At 64.1% G+C, this 19,855-nt stretch carries 16 protein-coding genes, 1 tRNA gene and 1 pseudogene; 9 read left to right on the top strand and 9 right to left on the bottom strand.

Going from position 1 to position 19,855, the window contains the following annotated elements; genetic code table 11:
* The first annotated feature begins 130 nt into the window (after positions 1-130).
* The 4 genes from R3C13_RS07165 (at position 131) to R3C13_RS07150 (ending at position 2,534) form a co-directional block, all read left to right on the top strand.
* Positions 131-547, top strand: a complete 417-nt coding sequence (locus R3C13_RS07165; RefSeq protein ID WP_371310134.1) for a hypothetical protein — start codon at positions 131-133, stop codon at positions 545-547.
* A gap of 52 nt (positions 548-599) precedes the next feature.
* Complete coding sequence (locus R3C13_RS07160) at positions 600-1,613, top strand: NADP-dependent oxidoreductase (protein WP_371310510.1); 1,014 nt, start codon at positions 600-602, stop codon at positions 1,611-1,613.
* Positions 1,614-1,621: 8 nt separating this feature from the next.
* Positions 1,622-2,062, top strand: a complete 441-nt coding sequence (locus tag R3C13_RS07155) for a hypothetical protein (RefSeq protein ID WP_371310133.1) — start codon at positions 1,622-1,624, stop codon at positions 2,060-2,062.
* A gap of 82 nt (positions 2,063-2,144) precedes the next feature.
* Positions 2,145-2,534, top strand: a complete 390-nt coding sequence (locus tag R3C13_RS07150; protein WP_371310132.1) for a hypothetical protein — start codon at positions 2,145-2,147, stop codon at positions 2,532-2,534.
* Here the strand turns inward: R3C13_RS07150 and R3C13_RS07145 are convergent.
* The 4 genes from R3C13_RS07145 to R3C13_RS07130 are packed head-to-tail and all read right to left on the bottom strand — an operon-like array spanning position 2,531 to position 7,025.
* Entirely contained in the window at positions 2,531-4,018 is a 1,488-nt protein-coding gene (locus R3C13_RS07145) for a DASS family sodium-coupled anion symporter (RefSeq protein ID WP_371310131.1), read from the bottom strand. The genes R3C13_RS07150 and R3C13_RS07145 overlap by 4 nt on opposite strands.
* Positions 4,015-5,175, bottom strand: a complete 1,161-nt coding sequence (metC, locus tag R3C13_RS07140) for a cystathionine beta-lyase (RefSeq protein ID WP_371310130.1) — start codon at positions 5,173-5,175, stop codon at positions 4,015-4,017. Before metC ends, R3C13_RS07145 begins: the two co-directional genes overlap by 4 nt.
* Entirely contained in the window at positions 5,172-6,017 is an 846-nt protein-coding gene (locus R3C13_RS07135; protein WP_371310129.1) for a sulfurtransferase, read from the bottom strand. The genes metC and R3C13_RS07135 overlap by 4 nt, the downstream gene beginning before the upstream one ends.
* A 3-nt stretch (positions 6,018-6,020) precedes the next feature.
* Complete coding sequence (locus R3C13_RS07130) at positions 6,021-7,025, bottom strand: cysteine synthase A (protein ID WP_371310128.1); 1,005 nt, start codon at positions 7,023-7,025, stop codon at positions 6,021-6,023.
* 207 nt (positions 7,026-7,232) lie between these two features.
* Here R3C13_RS07130 and R3C13_RS07125 point away from each other — a divergent pair, with 207 nt between their 5' ends.
* The 4 genes and pseudogenes from R3C13_RS07125 (at position 7,233) to R3C13_RS07110 (ending at position 11,463) form a co-directional block, all read left to right on the top strand.
* Positions 7,233-7,757 (top strand): cupin domain-containing protein, encoded by a 525-nt coding sequence (locus R3C13_RS07125; protein WP_371310127.1) that lies wholly within the window; start codon positions 7,233-7,235, stop codon positions 7,755-7,757.
* Positions 7,754-8,443, top strand: a complete 690-nt coding sequence (locus R3C13_RS07120; RefSeq protein WP_371310126.1) for a DUF6134 family protein — start codon at positions 7,754-7,756, stop codon at positions 8,441-8,443. Before R3C13_RS07125 ends, R3C13_RS07120 begins: the two co-directional genes overlap by 4 nt.
* Before the next feature lie 3 nt (positions 8,444-8,446).
* Positions 8,447-8,734, top strand: a pseudogene (locus R3C13_RS07115) (cryptochrome/photolyase family protein); the annotation flags it as partial.
* 323 nt (positions 8,735-9,057) lie between these two features.
* A complete protein-coding gene (locus R3C13_RS07110; RefSeq protein WP_371310125.1) occupies positions 9,058-11,463 on the top strand; it encodes a putative bifunctional diguanylate cyclase/phosphodiesterase in 2,406 nt (801 codons plus the stop codon).
* Here the strand turns inward: R3C13_RS07110 and R3C13_RS07105 are convergent, their stop codons facing one another.
* The gene (locus R3C13_RS07105) at positions 11,464-14,307 is read right to left on the bottom strand and encodes an AsmA family protein (protein WP_371310124.1); all 2,844 of its coding nucleotides are present in this window, start codon (positions 14,305-14,307) and stop codon (positions 11,464-11,466) included.
* 160 nt (positions 14,308-14,467) lie between these two features.
* Between R3C13_RS07105 and R3C13_RS07100 the strand changes: the two genes are divergently transcribed.
* A tRNA-Asp gene (locus R3C13_RS07100) sits at positions 14,468-14,544 on the top strand.
* Positions 14,545-14,959: 415 nt separating this feature from the next.
* On the opposite strand, the gene R3C13_RS07095 is transcribed toward R3C13_RS07100, so the two are convergent.
* From R3C13_RS07095 to R3C13_RS07080, 4 genes are all read right to left on the bottom strand, one after another.
* Positions 14,960-16,147 carry an efflux RND transporter periplasmic adaptor subunit gene (locus tag R3C13_RS07095; protein ID WP_371310123.1) on the bottom strand — a complete coding sequence of 396 codons (1,188 nt, stop codon included), beginning with the start codon at positions 16,145-16,147 and terminating at the stop codon, positions 14,960-14,962.
* On the bottom strand, positions 16,144-18,516 hold the full coding sequence (locus R3C13_RS07090; protein ID WP_371310122.1) for an ABC transporter permease: 2,373 nt from the start codon (positions 18,514-18,516) through the stop codon (positions 16,144-16,146). Before R3C13_RS07090 ends, R3C13_RS07095 begins: the two co-directional genes overlap by 4 nt.
* Positions 18,513-19,205: an ABC transporter ATP-binding protein gene (locus tag R3C13_RS07085; RefSeq protein ID WP_371310509.1), complete on the bottom strand. Its 693-nt coding sequence runs from the start codon at positions 19,203-19,205 to the stop codon at positions 18,513-18,515. Before R3C13_RS07085 ends, R3C13_RS07090 begins: the two co-directional genes overlap by 4 nt.
* Positions 19,206-19,420: 215 nt before the next feature.
* A complete protein-coding gene (locus R3C13_RS07080) occupies positions 19,421-19,741 on the bottom strand; it encodes an ArsR/SmtB family transcription factor (protein WP_371310121.1) in 321 nt (106 codons plus the stop codon).
* Positions 19,742-19,855 lie beyond the last annotated feature (114 nt).

Here is a 19,855-nt window from a genome sequence, read left to right as displayed (position 1 = left end):
TTTTCTGGGCCATGGTTTAGCGGGCCGGGACGGGTCCGTCACCCGTCGAGACCGGCTTACGGGATTCAGCTTGTGGAAAGCCTGCCGCGGGGTAAGCTTCCTCCAAAAGATAAAGTCAGGGAGGAACAGAATGACCAGGACACCATGGCACCTGTGGATCGTGGGCGGCGTCAGTGCGCTCTGGAACGCCTTCGGGTGTTTCGATTTCACGATGACCGCCACGCGGAATGAGGCCTATCTGAAGCCGTATCCGCAGGAAATGCTGGATTACTGGCTGAACATGCCGGTCTGGGTCTGGCTGATCTGGGCGGTCGGGGTGTTCGGCTGTCTGGCGGGCAGCATCGCGCTGCTGCTGAAGCGCAAACTTGCTGTCGGCTTTTTCCTCGCTTCGTTCCTCGCGGCGGCTTCCAGCATGTCGATGGGATACTTCGACAAGAATGCGCCGCGCATGGAGGGGCAGCAGTATATGAGCTTCGTCATCATCGCGATTGCGCTTCTGCTCGTGGTCTATGCCCGGTGGTTGTCGCGCCGGGATATCTTGCGCTGAGGCCGCAAAGGTCTAGCCTCCCGGCAAAAGCAGGGAGAAAGCGATGACCGAGATGAACAAGACCTGGGTGTTGCGCCACCGGCCGGTCGGGGAGATCAAAGAGGGCGATCTGGAGCTTGTCGAAACGCCGCTGGTGCCTTTGGAAGAAGGGCAGGTGCGCGCGAAGACGGTGTATCTCTCGCTGGACCCCACCAACCGCATCTGGATGAGCGATATGGACGCCTACCTGCCGCCGGTAGGGATTGGCGACCCGATGCGCGGCGGCGGCCTCGCCATGGTGGTGGAAAGCCGGCACGAGGGCTTCCAGCAGGGCGACATCGTCAATACCGGGCTTGGCATCTGGACACTTTATGCGACGCTTCAGGGCGACGGCCTCGCCAAGCTGCCGAGGCTGCCCGGCGTGCCGCTGACAGCGTTCATGGGGCCGCTGGGCGCGACGGGCATGACGGCGTATTTCGGCCTGATGGACATTGGCAAGCCGCAGCCGGGCGAGACGGTGGTGGTGTCTGCAGCGGCGGGAGCGGTCGGCTCCATGGTGGGCCAGATCGCGAAGATCCAGGGTTGCCGTGTCGTCGGTATTGCGGGCAGCGAGGACAAGTGCCGCTGGCTGACGGAAGTGGCGGGCTTCGACGCGGCGATCAATTACAAGGCCGAGGATGTCGGCGCCGCGCTCGACCGGCATTGCCCGAATGGCATCGACATCAATTTCGAGAATGTCGGCGGGACGATCATGGATGAGGTGATTGCGCGCCTCAACGATTTCTCGCGGATGCCGCTCTGCGGGATGATCAGCACCTATAATGCGACGGGGCCCGTTCCCGGCCCGGCGAATTTTGCCAATTTCCTGATGCGGCGCACGCTGGTGAAGGGGTTTATCGTGATCGATTACTTCCCGCGCTTCCCGGAAGGCATCCAGCAGATGGCGCAGTGGCTGATGGAGGGTAAGCTGAAATTCGAGACCGATATCGTCAAAGGCTTCGAGAATGCGCCCGCGAGCCTGTCGCGGCTTTTCGAGGGAAAAAATCTCGGGAAGCTGGTTGTCGAAGTCAGCCCGCCGCCCCAATGATGACGCTGATGTCCAGACTTCCGCGCCACCGAAACCTGATTTCCGCCGTCCTGATGCTGCCGGCGCTTGGCGCCTGCACGACAGAAGACCTCGACGCATTCGCGCAGGGCATGAGCATGGCCGCCGACGAGATGGCGGTGACCATGACGATGGTGCCGCAATGGTCGTGCGGGTATAATGTCGACCGCAACCTGGTCTGCGACGATAATGGCGATGGCTATGCGGACCGGTACGGCGATCCGCTGTATGACACGATCCAGGTGGGCGGTTACGGATCGCCTTATGCCGGATCGGGGGTGGCGACCCGCATCAACGATTATGGCGAGGCCTATGTGTATGAGGCCGACTGCGATTGCTGGGTGCGCGAACCGTCGCTGGATGAGTTTCCGGATGACCGGGGCCACGGGCATCACTCCCACCATGACGATGACGATTGGGACGACGACTAGGCGCTTGCAGGGGTAGCGGCCGGTGATCCCTGTTCAGGAGGGAGAATCCCGCCAACATGCACGGAGTATCCGGAGACCCGACATGGCTGGCCGCATTCCTGTGCTCTTTCTCGCGATTGCGGGTGTTTTCGCCCTGACGGGCTGTTCGGCCGGTGCGGCGGCGAGTTCGCGGGTGAAGGCTGCGGCGCAGAAGCTGACGGAGCGGAAGATTGGCCCCGCGGTGACGACGACGGCCGTGCCCGCCTGGGGGTGTGGCTATAACGTCAACCGCGACCTGGTCTGCGACGATGGCGGTGACGGCTATGCCGACCGGTACGGCGACCGGGTGATGGATGCGGGCAATGTGTCCGGAAATTTCGGGACGTCCTATGGCGCGACCCGGCCGGCGCCGCGGGTCAATGAGCGTGGCGAGACCATGGTGTTCGATGCGGCCTGCAATTGCTGGGTTCGGGCACCTGACGCCGCCGACTAAAGCACCAGCGGCGCGATCCAGTAACCGATGATCGTGATGATCACGGCCCCCATCAGGTTGATCTGGAGCCCGCGCTGGATCATGCGCGAGATCGGCACTTTCCCGGTGGCGTAGATCACTGCGTTCGGCGCCGTTGCGACCGGCAGCATGAAGGCGCAGCTGGCCGCGACGGCGGCAGGGGCGAACAGGGCCTCTGGTGCGGCACCGACAGCGACTGCCAATGAGCCGATGATGGGCGCGAGCGTTGTCATGGTGGCGACGTTGGAGGTGACTTCGGTGAGGAAGATCACCAGTGTCACCATGATTGCCACGATGACCAGCGGCGGGAAGATGCTGAGCACTTCGAGCTGGTGGCCGATCCAGTCCGACAGGCCGGTCGCGCGCATGGCATTGCCGAGGGCGATGCCGCCACCGAACAGGATCAGCACACCCCAGGGCAGGCGCTCGGCCTCCGGCCAGGTCATCAGGGCACGGCGCTCTCCGCCGCCGGCCGGCACGAGAAAGACGAGGACGGCGCCGAACATGGCGATCATCATGTCGTTCTGGCCGCCGAAGGCCTTGAACTGGGAGTAGCCGAGGGCGGCGAGGGCGTCGGTGGCCGGCAGGCGAAGCACCCAGAGCGCGGCGACGATGCCGAACACGATAGCGATGCGCCGTTCGGGCACGGTCATCGGGCCGAGGTCCAGCAAGTCCTGGTGCACGGACGCGGCCATCGCCTTGCCGCCAGTCGAAGCGGGCAGGCCGCGCGTCACGCTATACCAGGCGGCGGGAATGAGCAGCGCCATGGCGGGCACGCCGAAGACCATCCATTGCCAGAAGCCGATGCCGGTGCCGGTCTGCTCCTGCAGCCATTTGAGGGCGATCAGATTGGTCGGTGTACCGATGGGCGTCGCGACCCCGCCGATGGAGGCGGCATAGCAGACGCCGAGCAGGACCGCCGTGGTGAAGCGGCCATCCTTGTCGTGCACGGCGGTGGCCGCGGAAAGCGCGATGGGCACCATCATCAGCGAGGTGGCCGTGTTGGAGATCCACATGGAAATCAGCGCGGTCGCCAGCATGAAGCCGAACACCAGCGCGCCGGGCGATGTGCCGACCCGGTCGACGATGTTGAGCGCGATGCGCTTGTGCAGGTTCCAGCGCTCGACGCCGAGGGCGATGATGAAGCCGCCGAGGAGGAGCAGGACGATATGGTCGGCATAGCTGGCGCCGATGGATTTGGGTGTCAGCTGGCTGAGGACCGCCGGGTCGATGCCGCTGTCGGCATGCCCGGCAATGGCGGCGCCGACGGGCAGCACGAAGAGGGGCAGGAGCGAGGTCGCCGGAATGGGGATGGCCTCGGTCGCCCACCAGGAGGCCATGGTGACGAGCAGGGCCGCCGTGATCCAGGCGAGCAGGGACAGGTCTGCCGGCGGGCCGGCCAGCAGCATCAGTGCCGGGACCACAAGCCCGACGACGAGCCCGATGGTCCGGTGGCTCCAGCTCATGTGCCGCTCCGCAGGGCGGCGAATGCGGCGTCCAGTTCATCTTTCAGGTCACTGACGGCTTCGAGGCCGACATGGATGCGCAGGAGCGGGCCGGCCTTGCTGGCGGTCCAGCTGCCGGGCAGCTTGCGTGTCAGTTGGCGGTCACAGGGAATAAGCAGGCTCTCGAACCCACCCCAGGAAAAGCCCATGCCGAAGATGTGCAGGGCGGCGAGGAAACGGTCCATGCCGCCTTCGGGAACCGGGTTGAGGACGACGCCGAAAAGGCCGCAGGAGCCGGTGAAGTCGCGTTTCCACAGGGCATGATCCGGGCTGGAGGGCAGGGCCGGGTGCAGCACGTCGGAAACTTCCTCGCGGCCTTGCAGCCATTCTGCAAGTTCAAGGGCGCCGGCCTCATGGGCTTTGAGGCGCGTGTGCAGCGTGCGCAGGCCGCGAACGGCCGTGTACGCATCATCCGGCGACAGGCTGAAGCCGAAATCCTCGGCTGTGGCGGCAAGGCGTTGCTTGATGCCGGCATCTGCGCAGATGACCGCCCCGCCGAAGGCGTCGGCATGGCCGACGACATATTTGGTGAGCGCATGGACAACCATGTCGGCGCCGTGGGCGAGCGGGTTGAAATGGTAGCCCGCGCCCCAGGTGTTGTCGGCAATCGTCAGGATGTCGCGGTCTTTCGCGACGCGGATGATGGCCGGGACATCGGCGATCTCGAAGGTGAGCGAGCCGGGCGCCTCGATGAAAATGGCGCGGGTGTCCGGCGTCAGGGCGTCAGCAATGTCAGCGCCGGCACGTGGGTCATACCGACTGGCGGTTATGCCGAACTTGTCGAGCCTCCGTTCGCAGAAGCGTGCAGTGGGCCCATAGGCGCTGTCAGGAATGAGGATGTGGCCGCCGGCCTCGACACTGGCAAGGATGGCGAGCACACAGGCCTGCAATCCGTTGGCCGCCAGCTGGGCATGGGTGCCGCCTTCGAGTTCGCAGAGGGCGGCTTCGAGTTCGCGGTGCACGGTGAGGCCCATGCGCCCATAGGTGGGCTTCTGGCCATACAACGTGTCTTCCGTGGGCAGAAGGACGGTGGAGGCGCGCTCGACCGGCGGGTTTACCGTGGTGCGGTCCAGCCGTCCCTTTCGCGTATGGATGATGCGTGTTTCAGGAGACTTCATGCCGCGCCTGTGACGACAGGGCGGGAAGGATCGGAGGCCCATTCTGTCCACGACCCGTCATATACGGCGACATCCCAGTTTCCGGCCCGCGCATAAGCGAGCGCCAGCGTGGCGGCGGTGACGCCAGAGCCGCACGTGGTGATGACCGGCCGCCCGTCAGACGGCAGTATTGCCTTCAGCGCCTCCGCTGATTTTATCGTGCCGTCTTCATTGGTCAGCGTGCTGGCGGGCACATTGGCGGCGCCCGGCATGTGGCCGGAGGGGAGACCTTCGCGCGGTTCCGGCGCTTCGCCGGTGAACCGGCCGGCGGGACGCGCATCGACGATTGTGCAGGCGCCGGACTCACAGACCGCCAGCATCTGGCCGACATCCTTGACGAGATCGCTGCGCACGCGCGGCGTGAAGTGGCGCTCGACCGCAACGGGCGGCAGGTCTTCGAGTTCGCCACCTGCGTCCACCCACGCTTTCATGCCGCCATCCAGCACGAACACGTCATTGTGGCCCATGACGCGCAGCATCCACCAGACGCGGGGCGCTGCACAGTAACCGTTCTGGTCATATACGATGACCCGGTTGCCATCGCCGATTCCGAGCTTGCGCACCCGCGAGGAGAACATGATCGGATCGGGCAGCATGTGCGGCAGGTCGGTGCCGCCGGCCTTGATGGCGTCGATGTCAAAATGCACCGCGCCCGGAATATGCCCTTGCGCCCAGGCCTCGCGGCCGGTCCGGTCGGAGTTCTGGAAGGAGGCATACCAGGTCGCGTCGACGACCCGGATGTCTGGCGCGGAGAGGTGTTCCTTAAGCCATTCGGCAGAGACGAGGGGATCGCCAGTTTCCATGTGTCAGCCCTTGATCCATGGCGGAACCGGCAGGTCTTTCGACCGCAGGAATTCCGGATTGTAGAGTTTCGATTGATAGCGGTTGCCGTAGTCGCAAAGCATGGTGACGATCGTGTGGCCAGGGCCGAGATCCTTCGCCATCTTCACGGCGCCGGCGACATTGATACCGGCCGATCCACCGAGGCAGAGGCCTTCATGCTGGACGAGGTCGAACAGGATGTTGAGCGCTTCGGTGTCGGTGCAGCGATAGGCGCGGTCGACCACGATGCCTTCGAGGTTGGCCGTGATGCGGCCCTGTCCGATGCCTTCGGTGATCGAGGTGCCTTCTGATTTGAGGACGCCACTGGTGAAGTATTCGTACATTGCGGCGCCGCCCGGATCGGCGAGCCCGACCTGGACGGCCGGGTTCTTTGCCTTCAGCGCCAGCGAGACGCCGCCGAGCGTGCCGCCGGAGCCGACGGCGCAGATGAAGGCGTCGAGCTTGCCGTCGGTCTGGTTCCAGATTTCCTGGCCGGTGGTCTCATAGTGCGACTTGCGGTTGGCGACATTGTCGAACTGGTTGGCCCAGATGGCGCCGTTCGGTTCGGACTGGGCAAGCTCCTCGGCCATGCGGCGGGAATAGTGCTGGTAATTGTTCGGATTGGCGTAGGGGACCGCGTCCACTTCCACCAGTTCGGCGCCGAGGAGGCGGATCGCGTCCTTCTTCTCCTGGCTCTGCGTGCGGGGCATGACGATCACGACCCGGTAGCCGAGCGCGGCGCCGACAAGGGCGAGGCCGATGCCGGTATTGCCGGCGGTGCCCTCGACGATGGTGCCGCCGGGCTTCAGGGCGCCGGAGGCCTCAGCATCGCGGACGATGCCAAGGGCCGGGCGGTCCTTCACCGACTGGCCGGGGTTCAGGAATTCGCACTTTCCGAGGATCTCGCATCCCGTCTCGTCCGATACACGGTTGAGACGCAGCAACGGCGTATTGCCGATGAGGTCAATCACGGAGCGATGGAACTGCATGTGGGCGGTGCCCTCCCGAATAGTCCGGCCGAGTCGTCTGGCCGCTCTTGGTTCCTGAAGCTAGAGCGGCCCGCGCGGCAGCACAACCGCTGCAAACCGGCAGAATCTAAAGTGATCCATCAGCTGGCCCGGTACGTAACGAAAGTCGAACTGACCAGGCAACTTGTGAGGAAAGGCTTGACGCAACGGGAGACATATCTGGCATTCATGATGGACCATGCTGCCGGTGCGCAGGCGGGAGCCTTTGCCCTTGCCGGAGACCTGCACATCCTCCTGAGTGCCGACGGCGCGCAGGTTGCGCATGACTGGGACGTAATCGGCGGGGCGCTGCTTGAGCGCGCCGTTCCGGCAGCGCAGGCGCAGCCTCGCCCAATTGGACTGTCAAAGCGAAGGAAATGCGCATCAATCGGTGCGCAGGACGTGCTGGCCATGGCGTCGGGCGACCTGTCCTGGCGCCGGGGCCTTTCCGGCGTATCCTATGCCCCCGCCGGTGCGCCCGGCGCCCGGTTCATGCGGCTGGAACCCGGCCAGGCTGCCCCGGCGCATGGCCATGGCGACCTGGAAGCGACGGTTGTGATCACCGGCCGGTTTTCGGACGGACATGGCGAATACGGTCCCGGCGACCTGGTGCTGGCGGTGCCGGGCACACGGCACAAGCCACAGACGGTCGGTGAGGAGGCCTGCATCTGCTTCGTGGCGCAGCGCCCGGCCCGGTTCTGGAGGCTGATTTGAGCCTGCGCGCAGCCCTTGTTTCCTTGACAGCCGGGTGGGGCCTGCTGACCGCGGCTGCCGATGTTGCGCCTGCCCCGAACGAGGCCGGGATCGCGCGTTGGCAGCCGCAGGACGGCGATGAAATCCGCTTCAACGTGTTCCGGCAGGGCCAGCCCTTCGGATCGCATGTGGTGACGTTTGACGTGGCCGCCGACGGCACGCTGACGGCCCGGTCAGATGTGAAGCTGAAAGCCGGGCTCGGACCGCTGGTGCTGTATCACTACAAGCTGAGCACGACAGAGACCTGGAAGGACGGGCAGCTGGTCGCGCTGGACGGGACGGTCAACAAGGATGGCAGGAAAGCCGAAGTCGAGGCACGCCGCGAGGCGGGCGCGCTGGAAGTCGACGGGACAGCGTTCGAGGGCGAGGCGCCTGCAGGCGTGGTGCCGTCGAGCCACTGGAACATTGCAGCGACCCGCACTGACACGTTGCTGTCGACCGAAAGCGGCGAGCTGATCCCGGTCACCGTGCGCGAACAGGGCCGCGAGACCGTGGTTGCTGGCGGGCAGGCGGTCGAGGCGACGAAATACCTTCTGGATTCAGAGATCGACGTGTCGCTCTGGTATGACGATGCGGGCCGGTGGGTGAAACTGTCCTTCGAGGCGCGCGGCCAGCAGATCGATTACGAACTGGCGCGCCTTTACTGAGCCGTGGGCGTCCTGCGGCTGATCCTTGGCGACCAGCTGAGCCTGGAGATATCGTCGCTACAGGGCGCGGACAGGTCCGCTGACCTGATCCTGATGGCGGAAGTGCAGGATGAGGCGACCTATGTGCGCCACCACAAGAAGAAGATCGCCTTTGTTTTCTCCGCGATGCGCCACTTTGCGGCGGAGCTGGAAGCGGCGGGTTACCGGGTGCGCTATGTGCGCCTGACCGACCCCGACAATGCCGGAAACCTGCGCGGAGAAGTTGCCCGCGCACTGGAAGGTAAGCGAGCGGACCGGGCCGGATGCGTGCCCGTTCAACTTCCTTTACTGGGACTTCATCGCCCGCAACGAACGGATATTGCGAGGCAATCCGCGTATGGCCCTGATTTACAAGGGGTTTGACCGGATGCCCCAGGCCGAGGTTTCAGCCTGCCGGCGCGCGGCGCGGGCCTTCCTTGAAAAGACCGGAATGACCCGGCCTGCGGCGCATGGCTAAGCAGGCTTTACCCGAATTCGATCAAATTTCATCTTTTGGGCTACCGGGCCCTTCACCCATTTCTGCTACCCATCCGCGAATAAACGCTTCCCCTCTATGGGGATGAGAGAGAGGCGATATGGGTGAGCGTATTAAAGCGCGCACAAACGGGTGGACTTTCGGCGATCTGATCAAGGACGTTCCCGTCCCTGAGAAGCATGCCGGATCGCTGCGTGCGAAGCAGCTGGAAATGGTCCGGAAGATGACGGCCGTGCTGGTTCTGACGAACCTGCTGAATACGGCCGTAGTGTTGTTTTCATTCCGGAACACGGCCGCCGATACGCTGCTGTATATCTGGGGCGCGTGTTCGGTTTCGGCGAGTGTGTTCGCCATCCTTCACCAGCTCATTTTCAAATTCGACCGCGACCGTGCCGAAGACCGTTCGCAGGCCGCGCTCGACCGCAATGCGCGCGCCAGCTCGCTGAATGGCCTGCTCTGGGCCGTGGTGCCGATCATCGTGATGAACACAACCGATCCGCATGGCCAGATGGTCATGGGGATCATCCTGGCCGGCATGATGTTCGCCGGCGCCTTCCTGATGTCGCGCCTGCCGGACGCCGCATTCTCCTTCATCATGCCGGTCGGCATCGGCATGGTAATCGCGATGCAGTTCCAGCAGATCCCGCAATACCAATATGTGTCCGTGCTGACGCTTGTTTACCTCGGCGTCCTGATGCTGGCTATTCGCTGGTCGCACAAGCAGTTCGTGGAGCAGCATCTCAACGAGGCGGCCGTGAACGAGCAGTCGCAGCTGATCGGCCTCTTGCTGCGCGACTTCGAGGAGAGCACGTCGGACTGGCTGTGGCAGACCAATGCCCGCGGCGAGTTGCAGGACATTCCGCTCGTATTCGAGGGGGCGATCGAATCCAATGGCGTGATGCGCATGGGCGAGCCGCTCACACACGTTTTCGTTGAGGACGAAGCGCTGAAGATCCTCGAGACCAGCCTGCACCGCCGGCAGGGCTTCCGCGACCTCGTGCTGCAGGTGAAGACTGCGCCGGGCGAGCCGGAACGCTGGTGGTCTGTCACCGGCAAGCCGATCTTCGAGCAGGAAATCTTTAAGGGCTTCCGCGGCGTTGCCGCCGACATCTCCCAGTCGAAGGAGATCGAGGACCGCATTGCCTATATGGCGCACTATGACGGCCTGACCGGCCTGCCGAACCGGATGACCATGCAGGAGCACCTCGAAAAGGCTGCCCGCAAGCCGATCAATCCGAAACTGGACCGTGCACTGATCTGGCTCGACCTCGACAATTTCAAATGGGTCAACGACACGCTGGGCCACCAGGCGGGCGATGAACTCCTGCAGATGGCATCTGCCCGTCTCAGCAGCATGTGTGGCGAGAGCGACATTGTTGCGCGCCTCAGCGGCGACGAGTTTGCGATGATTGTCGAGCGTGATGCCAATGGTGCACTCGAAGACTTCCTCGACAGCCTGACCGGGCTGATGTCCGAGCCGTATGATCTCTGGGGCTCGACGGTGAACTGTGCCGCATCGGTAGGTGTGCGGATGTTCGATGCCTTCACCAGCGATGCGCGCGTCATGCTGAAGCATGCGGACCTTGCGCTGTACCAGGCCAAGAGCCAGGGCAAGGCGAACTGGTGCAAGTTTACGGCTGAACTCGATGAGAAGGCGCGCGCGCGCCAGCAGATCGAGGCAGACCTTCACCGCGCGCTGGAAAACAATGAGCTGCGCGTCTATTTCCAGCCGCTGGTCGATGCGAAGTCGCACGAGATGGTGGGTTGCGAGACGCTGGTGCGCTGGGAACACCCCAAGCGCGGCCTGATCTTTCAGGGCGAGTTCATCGAGCACGCCGAGGACAATGGTCTCATCACGCGCATGGGCGACTGGGTGATCCGCGCGGCACTGGCCGAAGCGCGCCGCCTGCCGAAGCATGTGAAGATCTCGATCAACATTTCGCCGCTGCAGATTCACAGCGCGAGCCTGATGTCGACGGTCGTCAACTCTCTTGCCTCCAACGGGATCGATCCCGGCCGCGTTGAGCTGGAGATCACCGAAATCGTGCTGATGTCAGATACCGAATTCACGCTGCAGCGCCTGCACCAGCTGCGCGCGCTTGGTGTACGGATTGCACTTGACGATTTCGGGACGGGCTTCTCGTCGCTGAGCTACCTGCGCAGCTTCCCTTTCGACAAGATCAAGATCGACAAGAGTTTCGTGGCTGACCTCGAAAACCGCAGCGACAGCCGCGCCATCACGATTGCGACGCTGACGCTCGCCCGGTCACTGGGCATGACGTGTACGGCGGAAGGCGTCGAGACGAGCTATCAGGCGGACTTCCTGCGTGACAATGGCTGTGACGAGCTCCAGGGCTTCTTCATCAGCCGCGCCCAGCCGCTCGACAAGCTGCGTCACCTCGTCGACATCCGCGACGTGGCCGACCTCGAAAACGAGCCGGTCGAGCGTGTCAGCCTGCGGGCGATCGAGGGCGGTGCTTCGCAGCGGGCTGCGAAAGCCTCCTGATCACTCGCCTTCGGCTGGCGGCTCTTCTTCTTTCGGCGGCTCGGTCTTCTTCTTCGTTCCGAAGAGGCCGCCGAGCGCATCCTTCGCCGCATCGCGGGCCGCATCCTTCGCGGCGTCTTCGAGCGATTTGGGCTGTTCGGGTTCCGCCGGCGTTGTGGTTTCCGGAGTGTCCGTGGGCGGAGCAGTGGCCGGCGTTCCGGTGCTGTCGGCGGGCGTTTCCTTCTTGCCGGGCAGGCCGATGATGTCGCCGATCACGCTGCCGGCGTCCGAACCGCCCAGCTGGCCTGAGAGGCCATCGCGGATCTGGCTGCCAAGGTCGGCGGCAAGGGCGTTCTGGATGCCGGTAAAGTCCGGCGAGACCTTCAGCTTGTCCCAGGAACCGGAGAGCCGCACGGGCACGGGAATGCCGTTCAGCTGAACCACGCTGCCTGTGCCCTGGCCTTTCTTGTCGATGGCCGTTGCGAGGCGGAGGTCGAGGCTCTGGCCGCCGAGATTGATCTGGCCGGTGCCGTCGATGCCGAGCACGGGGTTCAGCAGCTTCATGAGATCCACCTGCGCGACGCCGTCCTGGATGTTGAAGACTGCGTCGAAGCTGGTGAAGTCGGTTTCGGCCTGCGGGGAGAGGACCGCGGCGAAGTCCAGGTTCTGCAGCGATCCGGTCGTCAGTGCCTGGCGCAGCGAGTCCGCGCTGCGCACCAGCTGGGCGACGTTGAGGCCTTTCAGGGCGCCGTCGCTGAGCTTCGTGCTGACCTTGCCATCGAGGGCGCGCATGATCTCGTCGATCGAATTGCCCGACGAGGCGCCTGTGACGGTGAAGTTGCCGGTGCCGGTCAGCTTGTCGAAGCCGGCGAGCGTGCCGAGCAGGCTGGAGATCACGACACTCTGGCCCGACATGTCGAACGACAGGGCGGGGCGCGCGGCTGAGGCGTCAAGCGACAGCCGGCCGGCCCAGGTGCCGCCAAAGGTCTGGAAGCTCGGCAGGTTCGCGTCCAGCTTGCCATTGCTCAGCTTGGATTCGATGCGGGCGTCGGCCAGTTTCACATTGCCGAGCGTCAGCGTCGTGGTGCGGATGTCGAGATCGGCGTCCACGGCTTTCAGGCCGGCAAGGTCCAGCGGCTCCTTGCTCCAGGCCTGCATCGGCTGTTGCGGCTTTTTCTCCTGGTCGGCCGGTGCGAGGAAGGGCGAGAGATCCAGTGCGCCCATGTCGAGCGTACCGGTGAGGCGCGGGCGCTCGCCCGAGAGGTCCATGCCCGCATTGCCGGTCGCCTTGATGCCGTCGAGCGTCAGCGTCAGGCCGTTGAAGGTGAACTTCTTGAACGTGCCGGTGACGGCACCCTTGGACGAAAATGTCTGCAGCGTGTCGCCGGGCTCCATCTCGACATCGGCGGCGGCAAGCAGGGCCCGGAGCTCGTTGCTGGAGGCGTCGACTTCGCCATTGATGCTGCCATCACCGCCGAGGCCGACATTGCCGGTATAGGATCCGTTGAGCAGCGCGCCAGTGTGCACGACATTGAGGCCGGTCAGCGAGAGGGCATCCGCCGCGCCTTTGAGATTGCCGGCGATCTGCAGCTTTTCGAGCGCGGCTTCGGCCGGGATGTCGACCCCCATCTGCTTCACGAGTTCGCCCGTATTGGGCAGCAAGGCCTTCAATGCGCCGTCGAGCGTCGGCACGTCTCCAAGGGCGAGGCCGCCCGTGTAGGACATGTCGATCAGGCCGCTCTTGAGGCCCAGCGTTTCGAAGCGGATCGCCGGCGCGGTCAGGGCGCCGGAGAGGCTCGCCTTGATATTGGCGGCGCCGAGCGGGGCAACATTCACCGGCAGGTCGATGGCGGCAAATTTCGTCACTTCGGCGAGGCTGGGCGCCGTGAGGGCGAGGTCGCCGGTAATGGTCGGGGCCTCGCCCAGAGTCAGGCCGCCCTTGAAATTGGTCTTCATCAGGTCGGACGCCTGCGTGACTTCGTCGAGCGTCACCTGAAGGGCCGACAGCGGGCCGGAAACGCTGCCGGCAGCCTTCACCTTGCCGAGGCGGGCAAGGTCGTAGGGCAGGTCGAGCTTTGCGAACTTCGTCGCGGGCGCGAGCGAGTCGGCGGCAGCGGTGAAGCTGCCGGTGAGCTGCGGCGTCTCGCCGAGGGTCATGGTGCCCTTGTAGGTGGCGGTGCCAAGGCTCGAGTCGAGGTCGAAGCTGATGTCGGCCGGGGCGTTCGAGGTCAGCGCTTCCGGCGTGGACAGGGTGAGGGCGATGTCGAAGGTCTCGTCCTGGAAGATGCCATCGGCCTTGGCCTTGAGCGGCTTGTCCATGGCCTGCAGCGAGGCTTCGAGATTGAGGTCTTTCAGCTCATACACCGTGCCGGCGGCATCATCACGATAGGAGAGCGAGGCATTGGTCAGCCGGGCCTGGTCGACGGCCGCATCGACGCTGCCGCCACTGCCGCCGTCATTGGCGGGGGAGTCCTCGCCGGAGCCGAAATCCCAGTTGGTGCGGCCGTCGGCCAGCTTCTGCAGCTGCACATTGGCATCGACGAAGGCGATCTCCTGCACCTCGACGCGGCGCTGGATGAGGGGCAGCCATTTGACCGAGCCGCGCAGCTGGCCGGCCTCGATCATGTTCGGCGTGGCGAAGCCCTCGGGATTGGCCACGGTGACGCCGCCGACGCTGGCGGCGATGCGCGGGAAGACGGAAATGCTGACATCCCCGGTCAGCTGCACCTCGCGGTTCAGGGCGCTGGTGGCCGCCTGCTCGATCTGGGCCTTGTAGACCTCCTTGGGAATCAGGAAGGGAACTGTCAGGGCGGCGACGAGCAAAAGGGCGAAAATTCCGCCCGCGATAAACAGGATGCGCTTCATTTTTTGACCTCTGGTCCTTGTAGCACAGGATGACTCTGGAATGTGTCTCATGAATGACGGCTGAAAGCAGGAAATAGGTGATTCCGCCTGAACTTCCCTGCTTGACCCGAATTTCTCCCGCGCATAAAGAGACCGCTCGCCGCAACACGGCGGAAAATGCGCGGGTGTAGCTCAGTCGGTTAGAGTGCCGGCCTGTCACGCCGGAGGTCGCGGGTTCGAGCCCCGTCACTCGCGCCATCTGCCCCCCAAGGCAGACAAACCAATCGCCTGAAAACGAAGAACTTTTGATTTCCTGAGGCGGAAATCCTGGGTCTGGTCTGTGAGTGCACTACGGTTTGCACCACAAATGGTCTGCCCCCGAAAAGTGGTCCGTTATTTGAGTTAGTTCCGGCTTCGATTGAACTTGACCTCATTCCTGGACCGTCATCCCGCTCGGCAACATGCTGTTTGGCGTGCTGAATGACATGGTCGCCCTCGGCGCGCTGGAAGAGCATCCCTCTGATGCGCAGATCGTGCGCTGGAACTCAGCTTATGTGCATCCAAATCGATGATCATGTTTGGCACGTTGCGCGCGCTTTTTCCTGGGCCCGGACTGCTAAGCGTTGCGTCTGCGCCGCGCCGGTGGGCAGATGTGAGGCACGCGCCCGGCGGCTCAGCGCACGGTGATCTTTGCGTGGTCTTCAAGCTGGCGCGGGGGATGGATCACGACGCGGTCCGTTTCCGTCAGGCCGTCGAGGATTTCCGCTTCGGTCCGGTTGGTGTGGCCGACTGAAACGGTGAGCTTTTCTGCCCGGCCGTTGCGGATGGCGAAGACTGCCCAGTCTGCGCCATCGCGGAACAGGGCCGACATGGGCACGGTCAGCCGGTCGTCGCCCTGCCAGACGACGATATTTGCCACGAACCGATAGCCATGGCCGAGGGATTGCCTGTCGTCGGCGGCATCGAGGTCCATGACGATGTTGACGCGCTGCTCCTCGATGCCGAGCGCTGAAATCTTGGTGAAGCCTGCGGGTTCCACACGGCGGACGCGGCCGGGCAGCGGGTCGCCGCCCCAATCGGTGAAGAGGACCGGATCACCGGGTTTCACCCGCACGGCGTCTTCAGACAGGAAGTCCGCGACGCATTCAAGCGAATTCAGGTCGCCGATATCGACGATGGGCGTGCCTTGCGAGACCGGGCCTTCGCTTTCCCGGTTGACCGAAAGGATCTGGCCGGACAGCGGGGCGACAACGGCGATGGCGTCGTTGCCGTTTTGAGCTTCGCTCGGCATCAGGGCCGCGCGGGCGGCGGCCAGCTCCTGGCGGCGCACGCCAATGACGGCTTCGGCAGACCTGAGAGCCAGATAGCTTTCGCGTTCGGCCGCCTCGGCATTGTCCACGGCCTGCTGGGAGACGGTGGCGGAGGCGAGCAGTGTTTTCGCCCGATCGAGATCGCGCTCAAGACGTGCATGCTCTGCACGCAGACGGTCTGCATCGGCGCGCGCGGCGGTCAGGGCTGCCTCGGCGGAAGACACCGTCGATTTCAGCTGGGCTGTGGTGCGCGCGGGCAGGAGCGGCGGGAGAAGCGGGCGGATCGTGGAGATCACGGTCTCGCCTTCGGTGACAAAGTCGCCGGGCTCCACCTCCACCCGGGTCATGGTCCCGTCGAGCGGCGCGGAAAGGACGAAGACATCGCGCACCCGAGTGACGCCATCGTCGGAGATCGCCACGGTCATGTCCTTGCGGGACACCGGCGCAGCATCCACCGCGACGGCGCGTGGCGAGAAGGCCCAGGCGAACCCGATCAGTGCCAGGATGCCGAGGCCGATCCAGATGCGCATACGGACAGACGGCATGGTCATTCCCTTGTCTTCAAAACGGCGATCAGGTCCAGTGACCGCACCCGCTGTACCACGAACAGGGCCGCGGCAGTGGACGATACCAGAACGATCAGGGCCGCGACGCCCAGGGTCGAGGGGTCGACGCTCACCGGAATCCGATAGAGCTCCGTCGCCATCGACGTTGCGATCAGGTGTGCAAGGCCCACGCCACACAGGCAGCCGATAGGGATGCCTACCATGGCAATCAGTGCCAGCTCGCCAAGCAGGATGTAGCCGACCTCCTGATTGGTGAAGCCGAGGACGCGCAGGCTGGCAAGTTCCCGGCCCCGCTCGGTGAGGCTGATCCGGGCGGCATTGTAGACGACGCCGGCGGCGATCGCCCCGCCAATGACAGCGTATATGGCCATCATGATGTAGATGGTTTCCTGCAGGGTTTCTTCGAAGGACTCGATGGCTGCCGCCCGCAGGGAGACGCCCGCAATGCCGGGGCGCTGGATGATACTTTCCTCGAATGCCGTCCGGGCCTCGGGATCGAGTTTCAGGAAGGCTCCGGAAACAGTCGGGGCCTGTCTCATGAGCGTGTTGAGAGCGGCGAGGTCCATGAAGGCCGGCGTGCCGATCTGTTCGTCGACGATGGCGGTGACCGGAAGATCGGCCACCGGGCGCGTCCCGTCGAGGATGTGCGCGGTGACGGTGTCTCCGTTGGTAACGTCCAGCATGGCGGCCAACTGGGATGACAGGGCGATGCCGGTGGGCGGCAGGTCTACATATGTCCCGCTTTCCGACAGGAGGCGTCGCAGGTCGCCGCCCTGCGGCAGGCCGGTAATGCTGATCCGCTCGGACCGAAAGGTCGATTCCAGCCGGGCAGGCACATCGCGCACGCCTTGAATGGAAACAACGCCGGGCAGCCGCGCCAGTTCTTCGACCACCGTATCGTTGCGTGCCTCGAAGAAGGTGACGGAGGCATCGTGCGAATTGGTCCGGAAGAACATCTGATCCAGCATGTCATCGATGGAATCGAAGGTGAAAAGCGTGCCCACGAGCAGCATCACTGCAGCCGCCACGCCGAACAGGTTGGCGCCCGTGCGGGCCGGGAAGCGGAAGATGTGTCGCAGGATCAGGCGCGTCGGCTCGTCGAGCCAGCGCATCTGGAGAATATAGCGTAGCCAGCGTTGCTGGTAATTGACGGGCGGGGCGGGCGACATCGCTTCTGAGGGCGACAGGCTGGCCGCGTTGAGCGATGCCGACATCGCGCCGGCAATGCCTGCCCCAAGGGCCGCGCCAGCGCTGACGACAAGTGCGAACGGGTCGATGCGCCATGTCAGGTCCGGGATGCGGAATGTTTCCGCATACAGACGGGTGATGAGATTTTCGAGCACAAAGCCGAGCGCATAGCCGGCGACGACCCCGCCGGCGGTGATGGCGATGGCAAGCTTCAGATAATGCCAGGCAATTTCCCAGCGTGAATATCCGAATGCCTTGATCAGGCCAATCTGCTGACGCTCGGTCTGGATCAGACGATTCAGGATGGAGTGGATGAGAATGGCCGAAACGACCAGGAAGACGGCAGGAATGATCCGGGCCATGGTCTTCAGCTGGCGCATCTCGGATTCGACGAACGCATTGGACAGCTGGTCTTCCCGGTCGAAGGCGCCGGTGCCGCCGTAGGGCGCGAGGACGTCATCAACTTCGTCAATTACCGATTTCGTGTCGGTGCCGGGGGCGACCGTCAGCGTGACATTGTTGAAAGCGCCGTCGAGATCGAAGGCGGCTTCGAGGGCGGGGCGGCGCATCCAGAAAATGCCGAACAGGCGATCATCCGGCAGGATGGTTCCGGGGCCGAGCGCATAGATAAATTCCGGACTGTCGCCGATGCCGACGATGCTCAGAGTGCGAAGCCGCCCATTGATGACCGCTTCGACTGTGTCGCCGGTCGCAAGGCCGTTCGCTTCGGCGAACGCGTTGGAGATGATGATTTCACGCGGGGAATGCGCCTCCGGATAGCGCCCTTCAAACAGGACGATGCGATTGAGAGTGCTTTCGCCATCGTCCGGCAGCGAAACGATCTGGGCATTCGCAGGTTCTTCCAGGCCTTCGATGCGGAGGATGACAAGCCGCACGATTCGTGTCTCGACCGTCTGCACGCCGTCGATTTCGCGCAGCTGGGCGGCGGAATTCTCAGGAGCGCGCCGAACGCTGGCGAAGACATCGGCGAAGCGGTAGCGCTCATAATAGGCATCGCGACTAGCACGCAGGGTGCTCAGTGTGCCGAGCGCCATGACCATGATGGCAACGCCGCAGGCGACGATGATGCCGACGGCAATCGCCTGGCCGCGCATGTGCCAGATGTCGCGGAGTAGTTTGGTGTCGAGGGCGGAAAACCTCTTCACCAGGAAATCTCCGAGGGTCTGCGAGCCCGGCCGGGTCGGGTCTCCTCGACTATTTTTCCATCGGACATTCTCAGGACGCGGTCTGCAATGTCGCCGATTCCGACATTGTGGGTGATGATCATGATCGTGGTCGAGAGTTCGCGGTTCACCCGTTCCAGGGCTTCCAGGACGCGCACGCCGGTGGCGCTGTCCAGCGCACCCGTCGGCTCGTCGCAGAACAGGACTTTGGGACGTTTGGCAATCGCGCGCGCGACAGCGACCCTTTGCTGCTCGCCGCCCGACAGCTGTGCCGGGAAGTGCGTGACGCGGGCGCCGAGTCCGACAAGGTCGAGCGCTTCGTCGGGCTTCATCGGGGCGTCGGCGATTTCGGTGACCAGCGACACGTTCTCCCGCGCGGTGAGGCCCGCCACGAGATTGTAGAACTGGAACACGAAGCCGACTGAGCGCCGGCGGTAGCGCGTCAGCTCTGCGTCGTTCGCGTTGGTCAGATCCTGCGTTTCGAAATGAAGCTCGCCGCCGGTCGGACGGTCGAGGCCGCCGAGAATATTCAGCAGGGTCGACTTGCCGCTGCCGGACGGGCCGAGCAGTACGACCAGTTCGCCCCTGCGCAGGGACACATCCACGCCGCGCAGGGCATGCACGCTGACTTCGCCGGTCACATAGGTCCGCTCAAGACTGCGTCCCCACATGAGGATGTCGGACTGGGCCGTGTCGTCCTGTTCGTACTTGCTGTCGGTCGACCTGTTCATGCCAGCATCAAGAATAGCCTGTTTCTGTGCGGCCTGCGCGCCCGGACCACGGTCCAGTCGTCGCAATGCCGGAGCCTGGCATTATTGACAAAGATCATGCCGCCGCCAGCCAGAACAATTGAATTCCGGAGCTGCGGGGCGCCGGGGACGCCAGATCAGCGGTAGAAGTCGCAGAGCGTGTTGATCAGCGCCCGCCCGATGCCATTGGTGCAGCGATAATAGATCGTCTGCGCATCGCGCCGTGATTCGACGAGCCCGGCCGCGCGCAGCTTTGCAAGATGCTGCGACACGGCAGAGTGCGACTGTTGGGTCAGCTCGGCAAGCTCGCCCACGGGCAGCTCGCCGCCCGAGCTGAGCGCGCACATGATCTTGAGGCGCGTTTCGCCGGCCATGGCCTTCAGCACTTCCGAGGCGTCTCCGATGCTGCCGGAGACGACATCAAAGGCTTCGTTGGGGGATCGCTTTGCGGTGGCCATCAGGCATGCACCTCCTCTGAACCATGGGCCTGCCCAGCAGGTTCCGTGCCGGTTTCCTTCGGCAGCCAGTCCGGCCCGCGCAGGGCGACATAAATCGCCGGGATGACCAGGACG

The sequence above is a fragment of the Hyphomonas sp. genome, from assembly GCF_041398385.1.
In the GTDB taxonomy this organism is placed as follows: Bacteria; Pseudomonadota; Alphaproteobacteria; order Caulobacterales; family Hyphomonadaceae; genus Hyphomonas.
The sequence above is the reverse complement of the archived record's forward strand: the minus strand, read 5'-3'. Positions and strand labels throughout refer to the sequence as shown.